The sequence below is a fragment of the Pseudomonas sp. 2822-17 genome (assembly GCF_002742485.1).
Lineage (GTDB): Bacteria > Pseudomonadota > Gammaproteobacteria > Pseudomonadales > Pseudomonadaceae > Aquipseudomonas > Aquipseudomonas cyclaminis.
On sequence record NZ_LJRZ01000077.1, the window covers coordinates 1 to 282 of the forward strand.

Annotated in this window: 1 protein-coding gene; it reads left to right on the forward strand. The window is 34.0% G+C overall.

All coding sequences use genetic code 11. The annotated features are described in order from the left end of the window. On the forward strand, window positions 1-247 hold a 247-nt coding region (locus AOA60_RS01050), incomplete at its 5' end, for a UTRA domain-containing protein (RefSeq protein WP_143522307.1). Window positions 248-282: the final 35 nt, after the last annotated feature.

The following is a 282-nucleotide window of genomic DNA, read 5'->3' on the forward strand; positions in this document are numbered from 1 at the left end:
AAACTCTATTTATGAGTACATAGAAGGAGAATTAGGGTTAACCATTAGCTTCGCAAAGAAAGAGATTACAGTAGAAGAGCCAACGGAAGAAGATTGTGAATTGCTTGATTTAGAAGGCTTTTCAAATATTGTAGTTGTAAAAAACTTCGTGCACTTAGAAGACGCCAGCATTTTTCAATATACAGAATCAAGACACAGACCAGATAAATTTCGTTTTGTTGAGTTTGCAAGAAGAGCACATAAATAAAACGGCAGCTAAAATAAAAAGCTGCCGTTTTATTT